At 37.3% G+C, this 22,832-nt stretch carries 22 protein-coding genes; 10 read left to right on the top strand and 12 right to left on the bottom strand.

Annotated elements, in window-relative coordinates; genetic code table 11:
* Positions 1 to 4 precede the first annotated feature (4 nt).
* From FN817_RS01735 to FN817_RS01725, 3 genes are all read right to left on the bottom strand, one after another.
* Positions 5 to 2,167: a type VI secretion system Vgr family protein gene (locus FN817_RS01735; RefSeq protein ID WP_142716450.1), complete on the bottom strand. Its 2,163-nt coding sequence runs from the start codon at positions 2,165 to 2,167 to the stop codon at positions 5 to 7.
* A 560-nt stretch (positions 2,168 to 2,727) separates the two neighbouring features.
* On the bottom strand, positions 2,728 to 4,494 hold the full coding sequence (locus FN817_RS01730) for a S41 family peptidase (protein WP_142716449.1): 1,767 nt from the start codon (positions 4,492 to 4,494) through the stop codon (positions 2,728 to 2,730).
* A 72-nt stretch (positions 4,495 to 4,566) separates the two neighbouring features.
* Positions 4,567 to 5,070: a DinB family protein gene (locus FN817_RS01725; protein ID WP_142716448.1), complete on the bottom strand. Its 504-nt coding sequence runs from the start codon at positions 5,068 to 5,070 to the stop codon at positions 4,567 to 4,569.
* Between the two features lie 170 nt (positions 5,071 to 5,240).
* Between FN817_RS01725 and FN817_RS01720 the strand changes: the two genes are divergently transcribed.
* The 3 genes from FN817_RS01720 to FN817_RS01710 all read left to right on the top strand — a co-directional run bounded on the left by FN817_RS01720 (position 5,241) and on the right by FN817_RS01710 (position 7,278).
* The gene (locus FN817_RS01720) at positions 5,241 to 6,374 is read left to right on the top strand and encodes a tetratricopeptide repeat protein (RefSeq protein ID WP_167498796.1); all 1,134 of its coding nucleotides are present in this window, start codon (positions 5,241 to 5,243) and stop codon (positions 6,372 to 6,374) included.
* A gap of 87 nt (positions 6,375 to 6,461) precedes the next feature.
* Positions 6,462 to 6,797 carry a nuclear transport factor 2 family protein gene (locus FN817_RS01715; RefSeq protein WP_142716446.1) on the top strand — a complete coding sequence of 112 codons (336 nt, stop codon included), beginning with the start codon at positions 6,462 to 6,464 and terminating at the stop codon, positions 6,795 to 6,797.
* A gap of 136 nt (positions 6,798 to 6,933) precedes the next feature.
* Complete coding sequence (locus FN817_RS01710; RefSeq protein ID WP_142716445.1) at positions 6,934 to 7,278, top strand: YciI family protein; 345 nt, start codon at positions 6,934 to 6,936, stop codon at positions 7,276 to 7,278.
* Between the two features lie 74 nt (positions 7,279 to 7,352).
* Here FN817_RS01710 and FN817_RS01705 read toward each other — a convergent pair whose 3' ends face one another.
* From FN817_RS01705 to FN817_RS01690, 4 genes are all read right to left on the bottom strand, one after another.
* Positions 7,353 to 7,952: a DUF6624 domain-containing protein gene (locus FN817_RS01705; protein WP_228451439.1), complete on the bottom strand. Its 600-nt coding sequence runs from the start codon at positions 7,950 to 7,952 to the stop codon at positions 7,353 to 7,355.
* A 17-nt stretch (positions 7,953 to 7,969) separates the two neighbouring features.
* The gene (locus tag FN817_RS01700) at positions 7,970 to 8,524 is read right to left on the bottom strand and encodes an AAA family ATPase (protein ID WP_142716444.1); all 555 of its coding nucleotides are present in this window, start codon (positions 8,522 to 8,524) and stop codon (positions 7,970 to 7,972) included.
* A 61-nt stretch (positions 8,525 to 8,585) separates the two neighbouring features.
* Positions 8,586 to 9,581, bottom strand: coding sequence for an MsnO8 family LLM class oxidoreductase (locus FN817_RS01695; RefSeq protein WP_142716443.1), 996 nt, complete (start codon positions 9,579 to 9,581; stop codon positions 8,586 to 8,588).
* A gap of 50 nt (positions 9,582 to 9,631) precedes the next feature.
* Positions 9,632 to 9,988 carry a winged helix-turn-helix transcriptional regulator gene (locus tag FN817_RS01690; RefSeq protein WP_047422578.1) on the bottom strand — a complete coding sequence of 119 codons (357 nt, stop codon included), beginning with the start codon at positions 9,986 to 9,988 and terminating at the stop codon, positions 9,632 to 9,634.
* A 109-nt stretch (positions 9,989 to 10,097) separates the two neighbouring features.
* Between FN817_RS01690 and FN817_RS01685 the strand changes: the two genes are divergently transcribed.
* Positions 10,098 to 11,240, top strand: coding sequence for an MFS transporter (locus FN817_RS01685; RefSeq protein ID WP_228451438.1), 1,143 nt, complete (start codon positions 10,098 to 10,100; stop codon positions 11,238 to 11,240).
* 51 nt (positions 11,241 to 11,291) lie between these two features.
* Here FN817_RS01685 and FN817_RS23010 read toward each other — a convergent pair whose 3' ends face one another.
* Both FN817_RS23010 and FN817_RS01680 read right to left on the bottom strand, forming a co-directional pair.
* A complete protein-coding gene (locus FN817_RS23010) occupies positions 11,292 to 11,456 on the bottom strand; it encodes a bacteriocin-like protein (protein ID WP_167498795.1) in 165 nt (54 codons plus the stop codon).
* A gap of 186 nt (positions 11,457 to 11,642) precedes the next feature.
* On the bottom strand, positions 11,643 to 11,864 hold the full coding sequence (locus FN817_RS01680) for a hypothetical protein (RefSeq protein ID WP_142716441.1): 222 nt from the start codon (positions 11,862 to 11,864) through the stop codon (positions 11,643 to 11,645).
* Between the two features lie 235 nt (positions 11,865 to 12,099).
* Between FN817_RS01680 and FN817_RS01675 the strand changes: the two genes are divergently transcribed.
* The 5 genes from FN817_RS01675 (at position 12,100) to FN817_RS01655 (ending at position 18,516) form a co-directional block, all read left to right on the top strand.
* The gene (locus FN817_RS01675) at positions 12,100 to 12,981 is read left to right on the top strand and encodes a cupin-like domain-containing protein (protein WP_047422575.1); all 882 of its coding nucleotides are present in this window, start codon (positions 12,100 to 12,102) and stop codon (positions 12,979 to 12,981) included.
* 135 nt (positions 12,982 to 13,116) lie between these two features.
* The gene (locus FN817_RS01670) at positions 13,117 to 13,830 is read left to right on the top strand and encodes a hypothetical protein (RefSeq protein ID WP_142716440.1); all 714 of its coding nucleotides are present in this window, start codon (positions 13,117 to 13,119) and stop codon (positions 13,828 to 13,830) included.
* A gap of 63 nt (positions 13,831 to 13,893) precedes the next feature.
* Entirely contained in the window at positions 13,894 to 14,430 is a 537-nt protein-coding gene (locus tag FN817_RS01665; RefSeq protein WP_142716439.1) for a TetR/AcrR family transcriptional regulator, read from the top strand.
* Positions 14,431 to 14,664: 234 nt separating this feature from the next.
* On the top strand, positions 14,665 to 17,475 hold the full coding sequence (locus FN817_RS01660; RefSeq protein ID WP_142716438.1) for a TonB-dependent receptor: 2,811 nt from the start codon (positions 14,665 to 14,667) through the stop codon (positions 17,473 to 17,475).
* Between the two features lie 6 nt (positions 17,476 to 17,481).
* The gene (locus FN817_RS01655) at positions 17,482 to 18,516 is read left to right on the top strand and encodes a phytase (RefSeq protein WP_142716437.1); all 1,035 of its coding nucleotides are present in this window, start codon (positions 17,482 to 17,484) and stop codon (positions 18,514 to 18,516) included.
* 383 nt (positions 18,517 to 18,899) lie between these two features.
* On the opposite strand, the gene FN817_RS01650 is transcribed toward FN817_RS01655, so the two are convergent.
* On the bottom strand, positions 18,900 to 21,149 hold the full coding sequence (locus tag FN817_RS01650) for an ATP-binding cassette domain-containing protein (protein ID WP_142716436.1): 2,250 nt from the start codon (positions 21,147 to 21,149) through the stop codon (positions 18,900 to 18,902).
* A 51-nt stretch (positions 21,150 to 21,200) separates the two neighbouring features.
* Here FN817_RS01650 and FN817_RS01645 point away from each other — a divergent pair, with 51 nt between their 5' ends.
* Positions 21,201 to 21,623, top strand: coding sequence for a MarR family winged helix-turn-helix transcriptional regulator (locus FN817_RS01645; protein ID WP_142716435.1), 423 nt, complete (start codon positions 21,201 to 21,203; stop codon positions 21,621 to 21,623).
* 10 nt (positions 21,624 to 21,633) lie between these two features.
* Here FN817_RS01645 and FN817_RS01640 read toward each other — a convergent pair whose 3' ends face one another.
* Together FN817_RS01640 and FN817_RS01635 are read right to left on the bottom strand one after the other, a co-directional pair.
* A complete protein-coding gene (locus FN817_RS01640; protein WP_142716434.1) occupies positions 21,634 to 22,356 on the bottom strand; it encodes a sterol desaturase family protein in 723 nt (240 codons plus the stop codon).
* Positions 22,357 to 22,435: 79 nt separating this feature from the next.
* Positions 22,436 to 22,705 carry a hypothetical protein gene (locus tag FN817_RS01635; RefSeq protein ID WP_142716433.1) on the bottom strand — a complete coding sequence of 90 codons (270 nt, stop codon included), beginning with the start codon at positions 22,703 to 22,705 and terminating at the stop codon, positions 22,436 to 22,438.
* Positions 22,706 to 22,832: the final 127 nt, after the last annotated feature.

The following is a 22,832-nucleotide window of genomic DNA, read 5'->3' as shown; positions in this document are numbered from 1 at the left end:
GCTTTTAATTCAGTTTTACAGTTCCACTTACAATATTTGTTTCACTTCCGCCACCTACATTTATTTTTCCTCCACTGCTGAGATTAGCTTCGGTATCTCCTCTCATGGAAAGGGTTTTGGTTCCGATATCCAGAGTATCTGACTTGATTCCGACTCCGGAAGTAGGATCACCGTCTTCAGGACCTACTCCAACGCCGATACTTGTTGTTCCTCCCACTCCGATATTGACTCCCTGTACAAATATTTCTTTTCCTTTGATCTGAATATTTCCGTCTTTATCCATATAAATAGAGCTGCTTCCACAGTTGAGGGTAATTGAAATCTTACTGTCTATGGTTATATTTCCTGCTCCATCCAGAAAAACGGAATTCTGGTCTTTATCTCTTACGGTAATTCCACCTCCATCATCCAGACTCATGGTATGTCCGCTTTTACTGCTTAAGCTTTTAATATTATTCCCGGCTCCGCCACCACCGCCAACTCCACCATGGAACATTCCTCCCATCACGAAAGGACGGTCAGGATGCTGATGGGCAAAGTTCACCACAACCTGGTCGCCTTCTTCGGGAATGGCCATAAAGCCTCGGTTTTTGCTTACTTTTTCACTTCCGCCACCATCAGGGGTCATTACCCGGATATATTCTGTAGTGGTAGAGCCATTCTGCCAGTCAAACTGAACTTTAACTCTTCCCTGATTTAAAGGGTCTGCATTGGAAATTACTTTGGCAAATTGTGCATCTGCTTTCGGCGTATGAAACTCCGGTCGTGGAATAAATCCTGTGTCAGAAGCTATTGCCTCAAATGTTCCGGTATAATATCCTCTTGCATCCACCTCGTGATACATCTCTATAATCATCAGTTTGGTGAAATAGGTCGTTTCACTGCTTTCTGCCTTTCGCATTTCAATATCCGCAATACAGCCCGGATACAGGAATGGCACTGTAGTAACACCTGAAATAACAAATACTTCTGAGGCTTTACTTCCGGCCGTTCCTTTCTGAGAGTTTTCCACATCCATAAAAGACACCGCTTTTATCGGAGCGACTCTCAATGAAGGAGTTGTAAAGGTTTTTTCTGATATTTCATAAGCTCTTTTGGCTATATCTGAAGTATGGGTAATCTTAGAATTGCCTGTCGTTAATTTTTCATTTTTGCTGCTGTTATATCCATAAAATGAAGGATTCACGTGCTGGGCTTTCATTTTGATTTTTACATCACTTACGCTGCTTCCGTAAGTAAGTTTCACAGGCTTTTCCTGAGGTGGAAGTTTTCCGAAATGCAGGACTTCACCATCATAATAAAACTGTTCTCCATACGCTTCTGCTATTCTTGCCAGATAGTTGTAATGGGTTTCTTCATATTGTGAGCTGTACGAAACGTTACCATGTGCAGCATCTACTCTGAAATCAAAGGAATTTTGTCCAAGACCTTCTTTGATCACCTGATCTGCAATACTGTTCAGACTGATCTCCTGTGCCCCGCCAAAACTCTGAATGTGAGGAGCTGCATCTAAAAGGACAGTGGGGCTTGCCCCTGTAAGAACAATATTTCCCAGGCTTCCTTTTTCCTGACTGAAACCTACTTCAGTGATAACTCCTACAAAATTTCTTTCAGGACCGTCTTCTACATCTTTGTATCTGAAAATCACGGTAATTCTTTTCCCCAAAAAGTTCTGGGCTTCTTCCAGATTATGATTTTCTGAGCTTCCCAGAGTATCATGAGCCAACATAAGATCGAATTCATGATGCTTTACAGCACTTTGTTTTAGCTGAAAATGTTTGAAATGTTTGATTACTTTTCCGTCAATTACAATTTCAAGCTTTATCACACGGTTGATTCCTGCTACCTGATTGCCAGGAATTGTATTGGCGTTATAAATTCCGGAAGTAGGCTGTTTTGACCATACTTTATCCTCTACCAATGTAGGTGGATTAGGCTGTTTAACCTGGTTCATAAACATTTGGGAACCGCTTTGAACCATTCCGGTGTAAGCCTGAGCCTGAACCATTTTTTCTGTAGCTTTCTTAACAGTTCCGCTTGATTTTTCCTGTACTTTCTGAGTAGTTCTGGTTACTGCCTGATCTTTCAGACTCTCTTTCAGATTATCTACTGCTGGAACTTTATCTTTGGAAACAGGCCTTTTGGGTGAATGATCGTCCTGAAACATAGTTGTAATATTTTGATTGATTGGAGTGTCAAATTTTTTAAGGCTAAAATCTACCTGGATCAAAAAGATCAGATATATTTTCGTTATCCGTGTTCTATTCTAAGAATAAAATCCGGATATTGGGATCAAAACAGGGCATAGAATCATGAGTAAAAAGGTAAAGCAGTTTTTGTATTACTTTACTCCCTGTTGAAATTCAGGATTTCTCCTGTGTTTATCGTGATGACTGGCAAATTTTAATCATTATTATTTCTTTTGTAATTGGATTGGTGGTATTACAAAGATAAAACGCTATTCTGTATTCAAAAAATTTTCAGTGAGTAATCTGAAATTTTGTAGTAGTTCTACGACTTTCTATTAATAATTCCAAAACAAATGATTAAAAAATAGAAATAAATAGCTCTTTATCAAATAAATATTTAACAATTTTTAATAAATAAAAACAAAAAATTTATCACTTAAAATAGAAATAAACTAAAATAACTTTGAAATTCAGCAACAAAAAAACCAGCTGTAAATAATGAATGTACGGCTGTTTTTTTATTAAAAATGAAATCGTTTTACTGTTTTCTAAGTTCTGAAACTTTTTTCAGATAGACATCAGTCTGATCCAGAAATTCCTGATCAGTCTGCTGTATCTGAATGTGAGGAATGATCCCCTGACCTTTTTTCTGATCGGGAAGATTCTGTGCATCCTGAATGACATGCACAATAGAGAAGCCGGTTTGGATCCTGGTATTGGGAAGTTCATATACCAGCGGAAGATGACCGTTATGTTCATAGTACCCTCCTACTGTTTCTTTTCCGATCACAATGGCATTGGTATAGGACTTAATCAGAGAAGCGAGGTGGGAAGCTGCCGAGGCAACGCGCTGATCTGCCAACAAATAAAGTTGCCCCTTAAAAGTTCTTTCATTAGGCATAATTGAAGGATTCTTGTCATCTGCCCAATAATATTTCCCCTGAACGGCTTTAGGATATAATGATTTAAGGTAAGCATTCAAACCGGTTTTATCTGTTACTCCATTCGACAGAAAAAGAGAAGTTATGACCAGTTTTTCTTCCATAGGCACTTCATTAAAGTTGGTATAGGCATATTGACTGTCACGGAAAGGTCTTTGGGTGAGATAAGAGAATACTTTTTCATAAAGAGCACCTGTACCTCCGGTATTTCCTCTGAGATCGATGATCAGGTTTTCTATTTTTTCGCGTTCCAGAGTGTCCATCATCTGGTCAAGAAAAGTACTGAATTTTTTATAGGCAGGATCGTCTTTCCCGGTTGCAAAATCAAATCCTCTCAAAGATAAGCGATAGATGCCATCTGTTTCTTTATTCAGGCTGTATTTTTCAGACAACAGTTTTTTGTCAAAGGCAAGCGAATATCTTGAATCCTGAATTTTTTTAAAGTTTTCCAACGATATTCCCGGCAGTGAAACTTCTTTTACAGTTCCGTTCCATTTGTAGCTGATGACATAGTTTTTATGGGTTCCGAATTCGATATAAAATTTATCCAGCATTCCTCTTTCAAAACCTGTTGTTTCTTTGTAAGGAGCTGAAAATCCGTCAGAAAAATAATACTGGGAAAAGCGGCTGATCATCTCTTTTGCAGGAATTCCATTGATAGAAAGGATTTCAGCACCGAGAGGCAATACATTATCTTTTGAATCCTGAAGCAGACGACCATCAATATTTTTTAACGTAATAGGTAAATATTCCGGTTTCTGGGTGAGATAATAAGAAGCGTGGTTGGGAAGATCTGTATAGTTATGGCAGCTTCCTTCAAATCCGGTCACTTTTGCAATTATTTTATAAAAATCAAAAATATTCCTGCTGTTTCTGGCTTCTTCTTCAGCCTGCTGATAAATACTGTCAATTTGCTTTCTTGTTCTGTACAAATACAGCCCGGAGTTTGCTTTTTCTCTTATAGAGCGGAATGTATGAAGGTCTTCTATGAATTGATCAGAGGCGAACTGACCATTCAGGACAGGTACATTTTTGGATTCTGTAATGAAAACTCTGGCCGTTTTACTTTTTTCAACATAAGACTTGGCCCAGATTTTAAATTCATATTTTTTTCCTTTTTCCGGTGTAAAGTAGAAGCGTTCAACACTCTTTATACCTCTGGAATCATCCTGTTCTTTTACTTTTTTCCCATCCATAAACAGGGCTACTCCCAGATTGGCATCATCAGATTGTACCGAGATCCAGGAAGGTTTATGAGATTGGGGAGCGTATTTTAAGGTGTCTCCGGGTTTCAGATCTGAATGGGTTTGTGCATAGGCACTGTTTAAAAATAGGAAAAGAGGAATGATAAAAGTTCTGGCCATTATTATTTTTTGAATGGGCTAATATACAAATTAACCCAAACGGATTGAAATTCTTCGAAACTTCCTTTCATTCTATAGCTTTACACTCAGTTCCTGAACTTCTTCTGCAGAAAATCCGTAAATCTGTGGTGTTTTTACATCCAGAAGATTGAGATAAATGTATAATTCTGCCCTGTGATGAATCTCATGCTCTATCATTGCGCGGAGCCATTTCCAGACAGAGATTTCACTATTGGCCGGAGTCAGGCATTTACGGGTAAGATCTTCATCAGAAAGGTTATTGACAATTTCAAGCGTTTGTATGTGCATATCATTGAAAAATTTTACGGTATTTTCATAGCCGTCAGCCAGTTCTTTTCCGCATCCCGGATAAGCGCTTTTCTTTCCCATAATGGTTTCTCCATACATATACCTTTCTATAGTGGCAATATGTCTTATCTGATCGCCAATGGTAAACTTTCCGGGTTTATAGGTAAAATCTATGTGTTCAGGCGGAACTACTGCAATAATGCGGTTGGTTCTTTCCCTTATTTTTTCATAATAATCAATGAATGATTGTACCGTTTTTATTTCCATATCTATTGCTTTGTCTGATCTGTTTTTGCAGGATGAATATAAGGAATCTAATGACAGAAGTTTTTGGTTTTATTATAAATTATTCATAAAAATTAAAAAAAATCCCCAATAAGTGATAGTAAATTTGGCAGCTTACTAAATATCCAATATTTTAGTTAAAAATAACCATGATGAGAAAAAGAATTTGCTTGTGCATTATTCTATTGGGCTTTAACAGTCTCACTGCTCAGTCTGCAAAAATTGACACTGAAAAGCTTCTTGAATATTATGAAACACAGCGTTATGCCGATGCTGCAAAATATCTCCAAAGTATATATCCCGGAGATACAGATGATATAAAAGCTCTTTCGCAAATAGCCTACTGTAATATGATGGCCGGAAAGCTACCGGAAGCAGAAAAAAATTATCTGAAAATCAACACCATCCAACCCAATAATCTTCCCACTTTATTTAGTCTGGCCAGTATCAACTCCAGGCGAGGAAATGCTGCTAATGCTAAAATCTACCTCCAACAGATTGTTCAACTGGATAGTGTTAATTTCAATGCTTATAAGCAGCTTGCCACTTATGCAGATACTCCTGAAACCAAACTGAGCTACCTCAAAAAAGCCAACTCTCTTAACGCTGCGGATCCTGATGTAGCTTATGATCTTTCCTTGACCTACAGTGGTCTGAAACAATATCAGCCTGCGTATGATGTTTTGAACACAGCTATTGCTTCTGACCCTGAAAATTTCACTTTACAACAGGCGTTATTACCCGTTTCCAATCAACTCACCAAATATCCGGAAGTAATTGAAATTGGTAAAAAACTTCTTAAAAACCATGCGGATGTGAATGTAATAAATGATATGGGACAGGCTTATTTTTATATAAAAGATTATCAAAAATGTGTTAGCCTTTATAAAATGCTGGAAGATATGGGAGTACAAAACGAAGGCACTTTATATTTCATGGCCTTAAGCTATCGTGAACTGAAAGATTATAATAACGCTGTGATCTATGCCCAAAAGACTATTGATGAAGCCATTTCAGATCACACCACTCTATATTATGCCGCATTGGCAGGCATCTATGAAGCCAAAAACCAATACAATGATGCGGTGACAGCTTATAAAAAAGGATTGACTTTTGGGACCAGTAATATTATTTATTACCGCTTAGGCCTTTTGTATGATCTGAATCTGAAACAGCCTAAGAATGCGGCCACCTACTATCAGATGTACCTTAAAAACCATCCGGATCAGGAAAAGGAAAAAGAACAGATTGCCTATGCAAAAGGAAGAATTACTGTTTTAAAATAGCATAAAATAGAGTCATTTTGTGATTATAGTCACAAGTGAAAGACTCAGTGAACTGCTAATTTTGTACTCAACAATAAAACAAATATTATGGACAATACAAAGCAAAATACAGCGGAGCAGTTTATTCAATATTTAAATGAGGAAAATTTTGACAAAGCGGAAAGCTGTCTTGCTCCTGATTTTAAATTTATAGGCGTATTAGGAAAAAGAGAAGGCGCATCTGTTTACATCAAAGATATGAAGCAGATGAAGTTTAAGTATGAAATTCTGAAAGCTTTTACATCCGGTGAAGATGTCTGTTTCTGGTATATTATTGATATGGGAGAAAAATCGATAGAAGCTTCCGGATGGTATCAGATTAAAGATGGAAAGATTCATACCTTAAAAGTACTGTTTGATCCCAGACCTTTACTGGATAAGTAAAAAATGTTGAAAATCCGGGAAATACGGCATCTGATTATATTACATTTGAGCAAAAACCAAAGACAGATTAAAAATAAAATTAAAACACTGTCCCCATTCTTAGGTCTTAATCGTCATTTAAATAAAGAATCTGATTATGAAAGAATTTGCGTTAATCTTCAGACTGAAAGACGTTTCTGATTTTAAGCCTTCCCCGGAACAGATCCAGGAGCGCCTGAACTGGCTGGGAAGCATTGCTGCACAAAACAAACTTGTAGATAAAGGAAATACTCTCTTGCCCGCACCGGGAGCTGCAAAAACGGTAAGACCGGATCATATTGTAACGGATGGTCCTTATACCGAAATCAAGGAATTCATCAGCGGATATATTATTGTACGGGCAGAATCCATTGAAGAAGCTGTAGAAATGGCTAAAGGAAATCCTATCTTTAAAATGGGTGGAAATATTGAGGTTCGTGAAGTTTTGAAAGTGAATAATTAAGATGGAAGCAGGAAGATGGGAGTTGGAAGTTATTGAAGTTTAAGTATAAAAGCTTCTTCTTCATTTAACATTTTTTAAATCCAGCCTACTTTTTTTCTCCAAACCGTATATTCAACATTTTTATCATCTATTTCCGGAATGTCTTCAGGTTCCGGAATTTTGTTGATTTCTGCCTCAGACAGCACCGGAAGATTTACTTTTTCCCGCTCTTTGTTTAAATTTTCTTTGTTTTCTACGGGATAAATCTTTCCATCAGTGGTAAGCTGTGTTCCATATTTTTGAGGTTTGCTTTGAAAGAACTGAATCCGGTCGTGTAAATAGGCTTTATGGATGGGATTAATATCACTGCTATTTTCTTCCATCATGGTACTGCATTTTTTCATAAACTCTGGCTCACCAATAGCGTGCTGGATAATCAGCCATGCAGCATTACTTCCTTTTTCACCGACTTTTGAGAGGGTTGGAAATCCGATTTCAGCTATAATTTCCCGAAGCCGCTGTGCATTCGCTTTATGAACTTTCTCCATTTCAGGATGGTAACCTCCGGAAAGTTTTCCTGCTGCGAGCAGTCCTTCTCTTACAGTCAGATCTTTGTCGGCGAGTTCGATAAGTTCTTTTTCAAAAGGGAAATTGTCCATATTATAATAAATGATAATTGATTGTTGATAAAGCATAGCCCTCTATTTCAGTTTTATATCAAAACTCGGTCAAGGATAAACGCAGCTCTCTTTTCTACAGTAACTTTCGGTACTTCAATGATATTGAAACCATATTCCTGATACATCTCTTTCATACATTCAAAAGTAAGGGTGGCTTTTTCAATGCTTTGTTTTCTTTCCGGGTCATTTTCATAAATTCCTTTCCATGGGGGAAGAATAAAAACATTGTTATTATAAACCATTTCTCTGGCTTTTGTTATCATTACTTCCGGAACAGGAATATTTTCAAGCCTCATATAGCCCAGCGTATCCCATATTCCACGGTCGAAGAAAACGGGTTTCAAGTGGATCGATTGATTGAGTTTCTGGTAAGTTTTGACAGATTCTTCAAACATCAGTTTAGCAAAAAGTTCTTTGTTCAGCCAGGGAAGCCCTTCTTCTCCGGACTCCATTTGTTCTTTAATAATTCTCCTGCCTTCTTCAGGAACTGTTGTCAATCCATATTTGTTTAATTCATCCAACAGCGTTGTTTTTCCGGCTCCCGGACCGCCTGTAATAATATATAATTTTGAAATATCCCGCTTCATGAGTTTGAATTATTTTTTAATACAGCCCATGTAAAACAGAAATTTTTGGTTTCCTGCGGGCTTAGTTATTATTTTTAATGATACTTTTATAGGTATGAATACGATCTTCTTCCTGATGCATATTACACAATATCAAAAGATTATCCGTATTGTATTTTTCTGAAACCTGTTCTAATCTCTGCTTTACAGACTGTGGTGTCTCTATGATAATTCTATTTAAAAAGGTGAAAAACTCATCTTCATCTTTAGTTCCCAAAACCTTTTGTTCTACAGCTTCAGGAGATAGAACCGCATTAGGACTGACTAATTGACGGGATTGTAAAAACTGATAGGCCATTCCATAAGCGTTCCGTCTGGCTTCTTCAATAGTATCAGCTACCGATACGGCAACGGCAACCTGCAAAGAAGGCTGGGAAAAATATTGGGTGCCGTCAAATTCTCTGAGATAAGCTTCTGTATTTTCCATACCGTTCTCACTGTTCATAAAAGCAGCAAAGGAATACCCTGTCCCATGTTTAGCAGCTTCTTTTGCGGAAGTCATTCCTGATCCCAGCCACATAATTTCAGGAATATGCTGTACATGCGTGGGCTGCGCAATCAGTCCGTCATAAATTCCTTCTTCATCCCTGATCAGTTGAATGATCTCTTCCAGCTTCGTTTCCATAGTTGATAAAACTACCGGCTTATGATTATTGAGTGCCATAACAGCATCCTTCAATCCTCCGGGAGCCTTTCCCAATCCGAGAATAAAACGTTCTGGATATAGAGTGGATAGCATTTTGGACCATTCTGCAATTTTATAGGCGGAATAGTTTCGCATCATAATTCCGGCGGTTCCTATTTTGATCCGGCTGGTTTTACTGAGTATAATTGCTGATAAAAGTTCAGGACTGGAGCTGCCATACGCTTCTACTCCATGATGTTCGGAATACATGATGCTATGAAAGCCTGTTTCTTCGGCCAGTAAAGCAAGGTTGATACTGTTTTCCAATGCAGAGGCTGCACTTCCGCCCATTGTTACAGGTGACTGGTCTAAGATCCCTAATTTCAGCTTCATACTATAGAATAGATTTTAGGTGAAGGTATGAAAAAAGACGATATACCATTTTATTCTTTAGGCGGAAAAACAATCCCTTCATCTTTGATCAGGTCGTAGCCAAACTGCATAATGGTTTCAATAACCGGAATGGCTTTTTTGCCTTTTTCTGTAAGACTATACTCTACTTTTGGCGGTACTACGGGGAATACCTCACGATGAATCATTTCTTTAGCTTCCAGTTCACGCAGCTGGCTGGTCAGCATTTTGTCTGTGATATGAGGAATATCCTTTTTAAGCTCACTGAAACGGAGAGGTTTTTCCTGTAATCTCCATAGAATAGGCATTTTCCAGGTTCCTCCAATATGACTCAAAGCAAATTCAATCGGAGTATAATACAATCTTTTATCGTGGAAAAATTGAGGCATAATAATCGTTTTTTTATGTACACTTTCAAAAAGGTAAGTATAGAACTAAAGGGTAAGTATATAGTTTTCTGATAGTCTATTGTGCAAATTTGCAAAAAAAATAATGAAAATGAACAGAAATCTTTATGTACTGGCACTTGGTGTTTTCGGAATTACAACCACAGAATTTGGAGTTATTGGTGTATTACCTGAACTCGCTTCAGCGTTCCGGGTTTCCATTGAAAAAGCGGGATGGCTGCTGAGTGCTTTTGCGTTGATCGTTGCTGTTTTCGGCCCTTTTATGCTGATGGCACTATCCTCTTTCAAAAGAAAAAGTCTGCTCATTTTTTCGTTGCTTATTTTTGTGACAGCAAATGTTCTTTCTGCATATGTCACCGATTTTTATCTGCTGCTTGCTGTCAGAATGATTCCTGCATTTTTCCATCCGGTTTACTGGTCGATAGCTTTATCTGCTGCCGGAAAAACGTCAGATCCTAAAGAAAAGTCAAGAGCGGTAAGCATTATTTTTTCGGGACTTACTCTGGCCACTGTGTTGGGGGTGCCTCTGGCTGCTTTTATGGCTGATCTGTTTTCCTGGAAGTCTTCTTTTTTGCTTACCGCTTTTATCAATGCAGTCGCTTTAGCAGGTGTTTGGATTTATTTACCGCCTATTCAGAATAAAACCGAAACTTCAAAAGGTTTTCCCGGTCACATTTTTTACAATAAACACTTGTGGATCGGTCTTTTTCTTGCATTTTTCACTATTGCTGCCATGTATTCCACGTATGGTTATATGGCTGATTTTTTAAAGAATATAACGCAGATGAATGGAAAACAGGTCAGTCTGATGCTTTTCTTATTTGGAACGGTAGGAATTATCGGGAATAAAATTGCAGGAAAATATATGAGCAGATTTCCGTTTCAGACGACCCTTTTATTTTTGATGTTATTATCCGCTATCCATCTGTTGATCTGGTATTACGGAAACCATTTTGCACCTATGATCTGGATTGTTGGATGCTGGGGACTGGTTCATTCCGGAGGGTTTCTGATCAGCAATATCAATGTGACCTCTTCTTCAGATTCTTCGGAGTTCATCAACAGTATTTTTACTTCTTGCGGGAATTTCGCTGTAACAGCTGGTACTTTATTTGGAGGATTCTGGATTGCCCGTTTTGGTATAGAAAATATAGTATGGTCAAGCATCATAGGTTTAATTCTGGCTCTCATCATATTGCTTATCAAAAGAAAATATACAGAGACTAAGCTTTAATACTGCAAAAAATAAACCTCCCGAATAGCGGAAGGTTGTTTATAAAAATTTTTATGCACATCTGATATCAGCACAGCCTCCGCCTCCGCCGTTTCCGTTTTTATAATAACATGTTGATGTAGGGCAGCCACATGCGATACATTCACTTTCTGCAGGCGGACGACCTCCGGTGATTGATTTTAAACTCTTTCTTTCGATTTTCTTTAAATTTTTCATAATAAATAAGTTATTAGTTTGTGAATGGTAATTTAATAAAAAAATCATTGAAAATACTTACTTATGAATGTTAAAGAGTATTAAATTAAAATTCTGTATAGAATTTTAATGCATTAAATTGGCTGAATTCTTCCTTTTCATAGATAAATGCTTTTAAAATATTTTTCTTCATACACGGCAAATACATCAACAGTTACCCAAAATCTTTTTCAAAGATAGACCTGGTGTTCCTTTGTCTGTATAGAGTTTTTTAATCAGAGCCAGTTTTTGGGTATGATCGTTTGTTTTTTGGATGCTGTCATAGGCCACCCAAAAATTATCAATATCTGAAGTAAAAATTTTAGCTGATTTCTGTGAAAAAGCACTTGCAAAAACAAGCGAAAAAATAATTGTAGTGAAAGTTTTCATGGTTGTTTTTACTACCACAATGATACATACAATTATTATATTTCACAACTATCATTTTACTGCATAAACACTGAACATTTTAAAGCTAGAGAAGCTAAAAATGTATCACAATAACTCTAAAAAAATGAAGTGGAATATCTATTTTATTATTTATTTATATTAATTCCAAATAATTTTATTTCTTTCTATTTTATTTTCGTAAATATTTAATACTTTAGCTTAATAATTTGAACGAATGGGAATAATCCTTAAACCAATTGATATTGTAGATGATATTTCACAAGAAGATTTCCGTGAAAAATATCTAAAGCCATGTAAGCCAGTGGTAATCAGAAATATGGCAAGAAAATGGCCAGCCTACCAAAAGTGGACAATGGAGTATATGAAAGAAGTGGTTGGCGACGTTGAAGTTCCCCTTTACGACAGTTCCAAAGCAGATCCTGCCGCTCCTATCAATACTCCGACTACGAAAATGCCTTTTCGTGACTATGTTGATCTTATTCAACGGGAACCTACTGATCTAAGAATCTTTTTCTTTGATCCTATAAAATTTGCTCCAAAACTTTTGGACGACTATGTTCCGCCAAAGAATCTGATGGGTGGATTTTTAGATAAATATCCGAGTATGTTTTTCGGAGGCAAAGGTTCTGTGACCTTCCTTCATTATGATATAGACATGCCTCATATTTTCCACACCCACTTCAACGGAAGAAAACATGTCCTTCTATTTGAATACAAATGGAAATCAAGACTTTATAAGCTTCCTTATGCTACTTATGCACTGGAGGATTATGATATTGCCAATCCTGATTTTGAAAAATTCCCGGCACTGGATGGTATTGAAGGAATTGAATGCTACCTGGAACATGGTGATACTTTATTCATGCCTACCGGCTGGTGGCACTGGATGAAATATCTGGATGGATCTTTCTCTATTTCCCTGCGTGCATGGGACAAAAGCTGGGCTGTAAAGGCACATTCTCTTTGGAATCTTGCTGTTCAGCGTAATTTTGATAATTTCATGAAAGGACGATACAAAAAAAGGTATATGGACTGGAAAGAAAGAAAGGCGGTAGAGATCGCCAATAATGCATTAAAAAGAGGACTTCCTAAATAAAAGGAAGGATTTTATACTGATAAAAGAGGATGGTTTATTACAACTATCCTCTTTTTTGTTTAGAGACTTTAATTTTTTAAGATATCGTGTAAAATTTAATTAAATTGCATAGTACGTTCCCTAATCCCTGTGCCTATGTTTGAAAAGTTAATCGATAGTTTTGAGAAGCTATGTCTGCAGATTATTATTGAAATATTGCTGGTTCCGGTCACCATTTTCAAATTGTTTCAGGATCCCCGCCGATGCTATGATCTTTCTGTACACGAGATGGAAAAAGATGAGACCGAACGTTTTCAGGACCACCTCTCACCTATTAAGTTGTCTGTTTACACATCCGTTATCATCTCTGTACTTCTGATGGATTACAGCGGTGAGCACAATATTATTTCAAAGATCAAGGGATTAAGCATGGTAGAGAAAGCCCTGTTTATATTTCTGATGAATAATGTTACTGCCGTTATTTTCAGTGTTGCTTTATTATGGTACAAAAAGGAAAAAGTAAATACCGTTACTTTCCGGACGCTGTTGTTTTCTTTCATTTATACCACCGTATATACTTCTACTCCTTTTTTTATATTAATCATTTCAGCTATGTTTTTGGGACAAACCCTGAATGTTGAGTCTTATCTGGATCATCTTGGCAAAGTAAACGAGTATGGAACCCGGGATTATCTCTTTTTTATGGCCTTTCTCGTTTTTGTGATTATTGGGCTTATCGGAACCTTTAAACTTTTCAAAGCACTGCACTATATCCTGAAAAATAATTTCAGTTATCATCCTTATGTTGTATGGTTTTTCACCGTACTCTTTTTTGCCGTTCAGCTTTATTATGCCAGAGGGTTTGTCTAAAATCTATCCTGCAAAACGTACACGTCTGTTCATATTTGTTTACATTTGTGAAAATCTTTAATTATGCCCCGACCTCGAGAAAGAATACTAAACACTGCCATGGTTTTATTCCATAGACAAGGTTATAACAATACGGGCATCAATCAGGTTATTGACGAAGCGAAAGTATCCAAAGCAAGTTTCTACCAGCATTTCAGATCCAAAGATGAGCTTTGTATTGAATTTCTTAATAAAAGATACGACTACTGGGCTTCTGAGCTTGAACAGTTTACATCAGAAGCAAAAACAGTACAGGAAAAAACCCTGAAATCATTTGATTTTCTGATTGATATGAATGAAAGGGAAGACTTCAGAGGATGCAGCTTTCTGAATATTTTATCTGAAATTCCTGCTGATAAGGAAGAGATTCACAAAGTAATCCGGTATCATAAAAGTAAGCTGAGAGCATGTTTCAATGAAGACATTCAAAACGATATTGCAGCAGCTCATATCTACCTTCTTTTTGAGAGTTCAATACTCACCAGCCAGCTCTACAGATCTAATGAATTAATCGAAAAGTCTAAAATTATCGTGCAGGAGATACTCAAATCTTCACATTAAGCAATAATTTTAAGTTTTGGCTAAAGCCAATAGAATTATTTACAATTTGTAAGGCGGGCTAAAGCCCACCACCCCTATTGAATTTTAACGACAAGATCTTTCATCTTTCATCTTTCATCTTTTATCTTTTATCTTTCTATATTAACAATTCTTAAGAAACACTTAATTTTCTCTTCAACACTTTCCCCAAACAGTCGTTTAATTTTGTTGTGATTTTTATCTAAAAAAGGAAAAGTGAAGAAAATTTTTACATCTGTTTTATTTTGTGCCTCTATTTTTTTCTATGCACAAACCGGATCTCTTTCCGGAAACATCAATGACGACTCGAAAATTGCCCTTCCGGGAGCTAAGATCTCTCTGAGCCCGGGAAACATTTATACAACCTCAGATGAACACGGAAACTTTGTTTTCCTGAATGTTCCTCCGGGAAGTTACACCATGAAAATTGATTATCTTGGGTATGGTGTTCATGAATACAACGTAACCGTTGAATCTGAGAAAAATACCCGCCAGAATATTATTTTCGACAAAAAAGAAACGTCTATTGCTGCGATTGTAGTATCAGGAGCTACTTTAAAAAATCAGGCAAGAGCTTTAAACAAGCAAAAAAACAACGCCAATATTACCAATGTCATTTCTTCTGATCAGATCGGACGTTTTCCTGATGCCAATATCGGGGATGCTTTGAAGCGTGTTCCGGGAGTTACCATACAGAATGATCAGGGGGAAGCCAGAAATCTTATTATCAGAGGACTAGCTCCCAACCTTAACTCTGTTACCCTGAATGGTGACAGAATTCCTTCTGCTGAAGGAGATAACCGTAATGTACAGATGGACCTGATCCCTTCTGATATGATCTCCACGATTGAGGTTAATAAAACCTTGACCCCGGATATGGATGCTGATGCGATAGGAGGTTCCGTAAACCTTATTACCAGGGCTTCCCCGAACGGACAAAGGATTTCTGCAACCGTTGCCGGAGGATACAATCCGATTCGTGAAAAAGGAAATTATACCGCAGGATTTGTATATGGAAACCGGTTTTTAGATAAAAAATTAGGGGCTGTATTCAGTTTTTCCTATAACAACAATAATTTTGGTTCGGATAATATAGAGCCGGTATGGAGCCAGGCGAACGATCTTGCACAGACCGTTTATGTAAGTAAAATGGGAGTTCGTTATTACAATGAACACCGTATCAGACATAGTTTTGATCTTAATATGGATTATGAATTCAATTCCAAAAATAAGATCTATGCTTCTGCCATGTATAATTTCAGAAATGATAAAGAAACCAGATTTGCATTAGGCTATAAAATAAAACCGGTCTACAATGCTGATGAAACCGAGATTACAGACTGGAAAGGAAGCATCACAAGACAAAATAAAGGCGGTGATGCTGATAATGACAATACCCGTCTTGAGAAACAAAAAGTTCAGAACTATGCATTGAGAGGGGAACATTTATTAGGTTCTAAAGTAGACCTGGACTGGTCAGTCAACTATGCTATTGCAAGCGAAGATAAGCCTCATCAGCGTTATATAGAGTTTGAAAACAGCAAAATGAATTTCGCTCCTGACCTTAGTAATCCTGAAAAACCGATGTTCAATCTCCTTGCTGCAGATAATTTAGGAAGCTACAAGTTGAGTGATCTTTCGGATGCCAATAACTTTACACAGGAAAAGGAACTGGGAGCAAAAGTGAATGTACGTTTTCCTTTTTCTGTAATTGATGGCCAGAAAGGGCGTCTTCGTACCGGTTTCCGTATGCGTCTGAAGAAGAAAGAAAGAGAAAATGATTTCTATGCTTTTACGCCTGTGAACACTATGGGAAGCCTTTTATCGGTGCCAACGATACATCTTGACGGTCAGAATTTCCAGCCGGGAAATTACGTTCCGGGAACATTCATTGATCCTGCTTTCCTTGGAGGGCTGGATTTATTCAATCCTGCTTTGTTTAATGGAAAATTAAAGCCTGAGAAATATCTTTCAAGCAATTACAATGCGAAGGAGCAGATTTATGCAGGTTATATCCGTTGGGATCAGGATTTCAATGATCAATTATCCATGATCGTTGGAGCACGTATTGAAACTACCAACATTGATTACACCGGAAACTATGTAATGAATGAAAAGAATCTTGTAGGACAAATCAATAATACGAATACGTATACGAACGTACTTCCGAATATTTCCTTCAAATATGTTCCGATCCAGGATCTTGTGCTTCGTGCAGCATTTACTACAGCTCTTGCCCGTCCAAATTATTATTCATTGGTTCCTTATCTTAATGTTATTTCAGAAGATGAGATTGTAGCTGCCGGAAATCCAAACTTAAAAGCAACCTATGCATATAATTTTGATTTTATGGCAGAAAAGTACTTTAAGTCTGTAGGAATACTTTCCGGAGGTATTTTTTATAAAAATCTGAATAACTTTATTTACACGTATTCCCAAAGAAATTATACGGCAAATGATTTCGCGAATGATTTTGCAGGGCAATCCAACCCAATTCCTGCAGGGGAAAGCAACTGGAAATTTACCCAGCAGCGTAATGGTGATAATGTAGATATTTACGGTTTTGAAGTAGCTTTACAAAGACAGCTTGATTTCATCCCCGGAGCTTTCTGGAAGGGTCTTGGAGTGTATGTAAATTATACTTATACCAAATCCAAAGCAAAAGGAATCACCAATGAAGAAGGCATTGAAAGAACAGATGTAGGGTTCCCCGGAGCAGCTCCTCATATGTTCAACGGATCTCTTTCATGGGAAAACAAGCGTTTTTCAGCCAGAATTTCTATGAACTATGCATCTCATTATATTGATGAACTGGGAGGAAAAGCGTTTGACGACCGTTATTATGACAAACAGTTTTTCCTTGATGCCAATGCTTCCTATAAGATTACAAGCCAGCTCAGAGTTTTTGCAGAAGCCAATAATCTGACGAATCAGCCGTTAAGATATTACCAGGGAATCCAGAGCAGAACCGCTCAGGCTGAATATTACAGGCCAAGGTTTACAATGGGGGTAAAATTTGATTTTTAAATACACATGAAAAACATACATTATATACTGGCTCTTTCGGTTCTTCCTTTCGTGATCAACTGTACAGGGCAGAAAGATTTAGCAGAAAAATTAAAACCGGCTGTTATCACAGAAACAGTAGTTCATGATACGGATGATCCCGCCATATGGATCAATCCACAGGATGCCTCAAAAAGTATTATCATAGGAACGGATAAAGATACTGATGGAGGTTTGTACGCTTTTGACCTTAACGGAAAAATCATCAATAAGGTTCTGGGATTGAAACGTCCCAACAATGTTGATCTGGAATATGGTTTTATGCTGAATGGCAAAAAAACAGATATCGCTGCCGTAACGGAAAGGGAAACCAACAAAGTAAAATTATATACGCTTCCTGAGCTGAAAGAAATTGGAGAAATCTCTGTATTTGATAGAGAATCTGAACGTGGCCCTATGGGAATTTCCCTCTATAAAAATCCGCAGACAGAAGAGATATTTGTCATTGTGGGAAGAAAATCAGGACCTGCTGAAGGATACCTTTGGCAATATAAACTGATTGAAAAGGATGGTCCCATTACAGGAGAAGTTGTTCGTAAATTCGGGAAATACAGCGGACTGAAAGAGATTGAAAGTATCGCTGTAGATGATGAAATGGGCTATATCTATTATTCTGATGAGCAATTCGGCGTTCACAAATATTATGCAGATCCGGACAAAGGAAATGAAGAATTATCAGTTTTCGGGAAAGGTGATTTTAAATCTGATGTGGAAGGAATTTCCATCTACCCTGCTTCTAAAGGAAAAGGATATATTCTGGTTTCCAATCAGCAGAATGATACCTTCAATGTCTATCTGAGAGAAGATCAGTCTAAAGGAAGAATTGCCGAAATTCCTGTTTCTACACTGGAAAGTGACGGTTCTGAGGTAACGAATGTTAATTTAGGTCCAAAATTTCCTAAAGGAGTATTCGTTGCGATGAGCAATGGCAGGGTATTTCATTTTTACGATTGGAGAATGGTTGAGAAAGCTATTAAATCTGCTGTGAAATCCACTAAATAAAAATTAACCTTTCAACCATTAAGATTGATAAGGTTTTAAGAATATTAAGTTGAATTAAACTCATGAGATTGCTTCACCTTTGGTTCGCAATGACAGTGTGATTCAACTTAATATTCTTCATTGTTCTTAATAACTTAATACAAATTCAGAATTCTTCAACGCAAGGGTTATTTCGCAATACATACTATTTTAAGGGAGCTAAGAAAAAGTCGATTTGCAATCGAGTGATGAAGCTGGTGTTTATCCATAAGCTTTTTAAGCAGCTTGCTGCAGCTCTTTGCTACCTTAAAAGTAAAAAAATTATTCTTAGACTTTGTGTTTAAAATTTAATTCAATTCTTATAAAGTAAAGCTGATCCTAATACTCTTCATTTTGCATTCCTTTTACTGAATATGCTTCTTCAGAAACTCTGCAGTGAATGATGTTTTATTTTTCAATAACTCCGGCGGAGTCCCTTCAAACAATACTTTTCCGCCAAATTTTCCGGCACCGGGCCCCATATCAATAATCCAGTCTGCCTGTGAAATAATATCCAGATTGTGTTCTATGACAATCAGTGTATTATTCTGTTCTACAAGGCCATTAAAAAAAGTCAGCAGTTTTTGGGTATCACTTGGATGCAGCCCTGTACTTGGTTCGTCCAGAATAATGATCTGATTGGTGTTTTTCAGCTCTCTCGTCAGTTTCAGGCGCTGTCTTTCACCTCCGGAAAAGCTATCCAGTCTTTGTCCAAGAGTCAGATAATCAAGCCCCAACTGTATCAGGAGGTCAAAATTTTTGAGAACTGATTCTTCTTTAAAGAAAGAAACTGCTTCGGAAACGGTCATATTCATTACTTCCACAATCGTTTTTCCGCTGTATGTATATTGGAGCACATCAGGATCAAATCCCGAGCCTCCACAAACTTCACAAGGCTGCTCAATATCATCCATAAAAGCAAGATCAATCTTTTCTATCCCCAATCCTTTACAGTTTTTACAGGCTCCTTCGCTATTTCTGCTGAACAGCTTATCTGAAACATGATTAGATTGTGCAAAAAGCTTGCGTACAATATCTGATATCCCCAGATACGTAAGCAAATTAGAACGGGCACTTGCGGCGAACAAAGATTGATCAATAATAGTCACATCAGGATAAAGCTCCGGCAGAATACGGTTAATCAAAGTACTTTTACCAGATCCTGCAACTCCCGTTACGACGGTCATTATTCCGGTTGGGATATTCACCGTCACATTGTTAAGATTATATTTGTTGGCATTTTTAATTTCCAGATAACCATCCGGCTTTCTGAATTTTTGTTTTATAAACGGTTTCCTAGCAAAATAAGATCCTGTTTTGCCGGTTGAAGTCTTTAAGTTTTTAAATGTTCCCTCATATACCACTTCTCCTCCGTTTCTTCCTGAGCCCGGACCTATATCAATAATATGGTCTGCCATTTTTATCAGATCCGGATCGTGCTCTACAATTAAGACAGAATTCCCCTTATTCCTGATCTGTTGTATGATCGTGATAATATTTTGCAGATCTTTTGGATGGAGTCCGATACTTGGTTCATCAAAAATATATAAAAGATCTATGAGACTGTTTCCCAGACTCCGCACCATTTTTATACGCTGAGACTCTCCTCCGGAAAGGGTGTTGGTACTCCTGTCAAGAGTCAGATACTGCAGTCCGATGGTCATCATATTCTGCAGTTTTGCCGAAAGTTCTTTGATGACGACTTCATATTGCTTTGAATCCAACGAAGTAATAAACTCAAGCAGTTCATCCACGGAAAGGGCCATACAGTCTGCAATACTCTTACCTTCGATCTTGCAGGACAGTATTTTTTCATTCAACCGTTTTCCCTCACATAACGGACAGGTTTTTGTGATCACAATATTCTTCAGGGCATCTTTTCTTGTAATGTTTTCTTTGGAATCTTTTTTCAGGAAAGCTTTTTCTATTCTTGGAACAATGCCTTCATATTTTACAGTTTTTCCCCATTCTTTATTTGGATGCCTGGGCTTATGTTCCGGTGCATACAACAACATTTCCCATTCTTTATCGGTAAAATCTTTCAGCTTTTTATCATTATCAAAATAGCCGGACAACGTATATCTTGTTAAACGCCATCCACCCGGCTGGAAGGTCGGAAACCGGATGGCCCCTTCATGTAAAGATTTTTCACGGTCAATTAAAGCATTCACATCCAGAGTCTGAACAAAACCCAATCCTTCACATTCCGGGCACATTCCCTGCGGATGATTAAATGAAAAAACGTTGGAATATCCTACAAAAGGTTTTCCCATTCTCGAAAATAGCAGCCTTAAGGAAGCAGACACATCAGCAGCCGTCCCCACTGTAGATCTGGCATTTCCTCCTAGCCGTTTCTGATTGATGATGATAGGAACATTCAGATTTTCAATTTTATCCACATCAGGAAGGCCATAATGCTGCAGACGGTTTCTGATAAAACTGTTCTGGGTTTCATTAATCTGTCTTTGAGCTTCTGCTCCAATGGTTTCAAAAACCAGTGAAGATTTCCCGGATCCTGATACTCCCGTAAAAACCACAATCTTGTATTTTGGAATTTTTATGGAAATATTTCTGAGATTATTTTGCCGGGCGTTCGTAATTTCTATATTTTCCATATTTAAATTGCTTAACTTTGTTAATAATTAACTAAGTTAAGTATATTTATCATGAAACCCATTGAAAAAGAGTTTTTTAACACATTCACAAATTTCCAATGTCTTATTCTGGCACATATGAACCGGGGAAATATCAATGGAGTTACTGCTGCCCATTATAATATTATTGAATTTATTTTAAGAAAAGAAACAGCCACAGGAAGGGAAATCTCAGCAGCATTTAACATCAGCCAGGCAGCCATCTCGAAACAGCTGAAATTTCTGATCAGCAATGATCTGATCATTAAGAAACAGGAGGAAACAGATCATAGAAAATATAACCTTTCAGTAACGGATAAGGGAAGATTTATCATAGAAAACTCAGAGACTTTCCGTAAAAATATTACCGGACAAACGGCTTCTATATTGACTTCTAAAGAATTGGAAAATTTTAATTACCTGCTAAGCAAAGTACTGAATCATGTAAAATTGTAATATCCTTCTCTTACTTATAGGTCCCAAATATCCTATCCCAGATAGAAGTATAAAATCCAAAGTTTTTGCTTTCATCCAGATGATGCTGATTATGAAATCTTGTTGTTCCTACGAATAAACGGTCAAATGAGGCCTGAAAAAATTCCCTGTTAAGATGTCCTATGGTTCCCCAGATAAGATTGAGCAATAGATAAATGGAAATAGAAATTACGGAGAAATCATAACCGATGAGTAAAACGAGCATCATGAATCCAAACCCTATTGTTTCAAAAGGATGCAGAACAAAAAGACTCAGAAAATTGGTACTTACATGCTCGTGGTGTTTTCTATGCAGAATTTTGTAGATCAGAGGCGAGTGTGCCCCGTAATGAAAGAAATACATCAGAAAGTCCATCAGAAGAAGCAAAGCAATGATTTCTACTGCTATCCCAGCAACCGATTGATTTTCTCCAAGCACAATCCACCCGTTTTTCCATAAGAATGCTCCCAGCAGCATGACAAAGCTGTTACAGATGATGGTAAAAAGGCTGAGATAGAAATCGGATCTTGTAACAGGATGATTTTTTTCCTGCAGCTGACTTTTACGGCATGTCTTTTCAATAAAAACATATAAACCTATAGAAAACAGGTATAGAAAGCTGTTAATGATAAGACTGAATATCATCCATTGCGGCCAGGAAAACTGCCAAAATATCTGTAAATAACCGGAAAACTCTGCCTGAGTAAAATTCATAATTCCTTCATCCTTCAGCTTGATGTTATAAAGGTATGAATTTCACAGCAAAATCAGCTCATAAAGTAAATTTCAGGTATTATTTCTGTCTTGCTTTTCTTCTGAGCTCCCGAAGCCTTACGGTAAGGTTTTTCCGTAAATCATTATGATACTGCCGGTAGTTTTTGATGCTGTTCTCCAGATTCTTTTTATTAAGGAGATATTCTTCATACAGATGCCTCAGTTCTGAGATCTGTGTAACCACATCCGAAGGCTGGCTTTCAGGATCTTCTGCAGCTTCTATCAGCAGACGGTAATATTCAATACGGCTGGTCAGGTTCATGTGAAGTTTCGGTTCTATTCCCTGCATGATTTTGTGATTTTATGGTGTTCCTGAATAGGTAAAAGAGTTTTAACCTTTACCTGTTCGATATTATTTTTTTTATTATTAAATAAACTTTTTAATTTTTTCTTGAACCATTAAGATGGTATTAAGG

This window comes from Chryseobacterium rhizoplanae (assembly GCF_900182655.1).
Lineage (GTDB): Bacteria > Bacteroidota > Bacteroidia > Flavobacteriales > Weeksellaceae > Chryseobacterium > Chryseobacterium rhizoplanae.
The sequence above is the reverse complement of the archived record's forward strand: the minus strand, read 5'-3'. Positions and strand labels throughout refer to the sequence as shown.